Origin of the sequence: Streptomyces monashensis, from assembly GCF_001866665.1 — a bacterium.
GTDB classification, from domain to species: Bacteria; Actinomycetota; Actinomycetes; order Streptomycetales; family Streptomycetaceae; genus Streptomyces; species Streptomyces monashensis.
On record NZ_MLYO01000190.1, the window covers coordinates 1 to 2,549 of the forward strand.

The window sequence follows — 2,549 nt, forward strand, 5'->3', positions numbered from 1 at the left end:
ACCTGGCTGCGCAACCGCGTGCGACACGAAGTCGCTTGAGATGAGTGGCGCTCACCACGAAAGGAGGATCAGCTGATGCTGAAGGAATAGCGCCCGGTCCAGTGCGTGAGGACTGTCCCCGCTTTGGCGTGCGCCACGGGTAACTGTGGGGTGCGAAGCCCAAGGTTCAGGGTCCAAGGGCTCCCGTTCCATCCGGGGGCTACAGGCTGGGGAAGACCGGACGGGTGAAGTACTTGAACCCTCGTTGACGTCTCGTCAGAAGCGCGCCCGCAGATGGATAGCTCAAGCGGGTGATAGGGACAAGCTGCTGAAATGCGGCAGGTGCCGTCCAGGGGGCGGCTACTGGGCGGGAACGCACCACCGTCCCCGGGGCATAGAGGGCGCCCTCCCCGGTCGCGTCTCACTCAAGCGGAACGTGACAACCCCGATGGGGTCCAGGTGCTGAACCTGGCAGGCCGACCGTGAGGAAGGCTCCAACCCCCAGCGGGAGCAGGACGACCCGAGAAGCGAATGCCGGTAGCCGAAAGGCAGCAGGAAACCCGGACCGAGTACTGGCTCCTCCGCCAGCGGCCCGGCATAACTGGCCGGATAGGGGCAGGTGCCCTGACCCGAAAGGGTGCTGACGCGGGTCGGGTGAGTCCGTGAAGAACTACTGACCGCAAATTCCGGAACTGAGGGAAAAGTTGGACACCCAGACACAACTGCGTGAGGCTCAGGCCGAGTGCAGCGATGCAGTGGTGAACGGACCTGAGGGCCGAGGCTTCGACTGGGATGCCGTGAACTGGCGAATAGTCGAGGAGGACGTACGGAGGTTGAGGCAGCGGATCTTCTCGGCATCGGAAGCAGGGGACTTGAAGAAAGTCCGGAACCTGCAAAAGTTGATGCTCCGTTCCCGCAGCAATGCTCTGCTGAGTGTGCGGCGGGTAACGGAGGAGAACGCTGGCCGCAAGACAGCCGGGATCGACGGCAAAGTGGTAGTGGCGCCCGAAGAGAAGGCTGAACTGGCCAACTGGGTGCAACAACGCGCGATGCCGTGGTCACCCCGGCCCGTCAAGCGGGTGTACGTGCCCAAGAGCAACGGGCGCCGGCGCCCATTAGGAATTCCCGTGATCGCCGACAGATGCCTTCAGGCCCTGGCGGTCAATGCACTGGACCCCGAATGGGAAGCCTGGTTCGAGCCGAGATCCTATGGATTTCGTCCGGGCCGAGGCTGCCACGATGCCATCGTGGCCATCCACAGCACCGCGAACAAGAAGGAATCCACGCGGCTGTGGGTGCTCGACGCCGATCTCCAATCGGCATTCGATCGTCTTAGCCACGATCACATCCTAAGGTCCATTGGCAGTTTCCCCGCAAGGGAGCTGATATCCCAGTGGCTGAAGGCCGGAGTGATCGAAGACGGACGGTTCGCCCCAACCGAGGAGGGAACTCCACAAGGCGGGGTGATCAGCCCCTTGTTGATGAACGTTGCTCTGCACGGCATGGAAACGGCCGCCGGGGTCCGCTACCGGGAAACCAGTAGCGGAGCCGTCCATACATCACGGGATTCCCCGGTGTTGGTCAGGTACGCAGACGATCTCCTCGCCCTGTGCCACTCACGTGACCAGGCCGAGCAGGTCAAGTCACGGCTCGCTGAATGGCTGGCGCCCAGGGGTCTGGTCTTCAATGAGGACAAGACCCAGATCACGCACCTGGACAAGGGCGTGGACTTCCTGGGCTTCAACATCCGGCGCTTCCGCGGCAAGCTCCTGACCAAGCCGAGCAAAGATGCGTTGCGGCGGATCCGGAAACGGCTCTCCCGGGAGGTGGTAGCCCTTCGCGGGGCGAACGCCGACATGGTGATCAGCAAACTCAATCCGATCATCAAAGGGTGGGCCGCGTACTACCGGATCGGGGTGTCCAAGCAAGCGTTCAATGCTTTGGACAACCACATGTGGAAGCTGGTCTATAAGTGGGCCAGATTTTCACACCCGAACAAGTCGGCGCACTGGGTAAGCGCCCGGTACTTCGGCAGGTTCAACCGGTCCAGGCAAGACAGGTGGGTATTCGGCAGCCGGGAGACCGGTTACTACCTGCGTAAATTCTCCTGGACTCCGATCGTCCGGCATCGAATGGTTGCAGGGAGGGCGTCCCCGGATGACCCGTCTCTGACCGACTATTGGGCCAAGCGGCGTCGCCGCTCAAAGCCCCCGATCAGCACCGACTTGCTGCGGCTACTGCAAGCGCAGCATGGGCGGTGCCCGATCTGCCGGTGCCTCCTGCTGCACACCAACCACGAGCCACAGACCCCGCAAGCATGGGAGCAATGGCTCGGGGCCATCCGGAAGGCGATTCGTAAGTGCGCGATCACCTCTCCGGAGTCCAGCAGAGCGGATGGTCGCGCCGCACGCTACCTCGTACATACCCATTGCTCGCGGAGGCAATGAGCCAGCGACTCCAACTCCCCCGATGCCCTCGGGACTTGCTTGAGCCGGTTGCTTGGAAATCGAGCACGGCCGGTTCTTAGGGGGCGGGGACGCAGCAATGCGTCCCCGCTACCCGACAAGGTC

1 protein-coding gene is annotated in these 2,549 nt (G+C 62.8%); it reads left to right on the forward strand.

Annotated elements, in window-relative coordinates; all coding sequences use genetic code 11:
- Positions 1-683: 683 nt before the first annotated feature.
- Complete coding sequence (ltrA, locus tag BIV23_RS45220; protein WP_245790964.1) at positions 684-2,426, forward strand: group II intron reverse transcriptase/maturase; 1,743 nt, start codon at positions 684-686, stop codon at positions 2,424-2,426.
- The last annotated feature ends 123 nt before the right edge of the window (positions 2,427-2,549 follow it).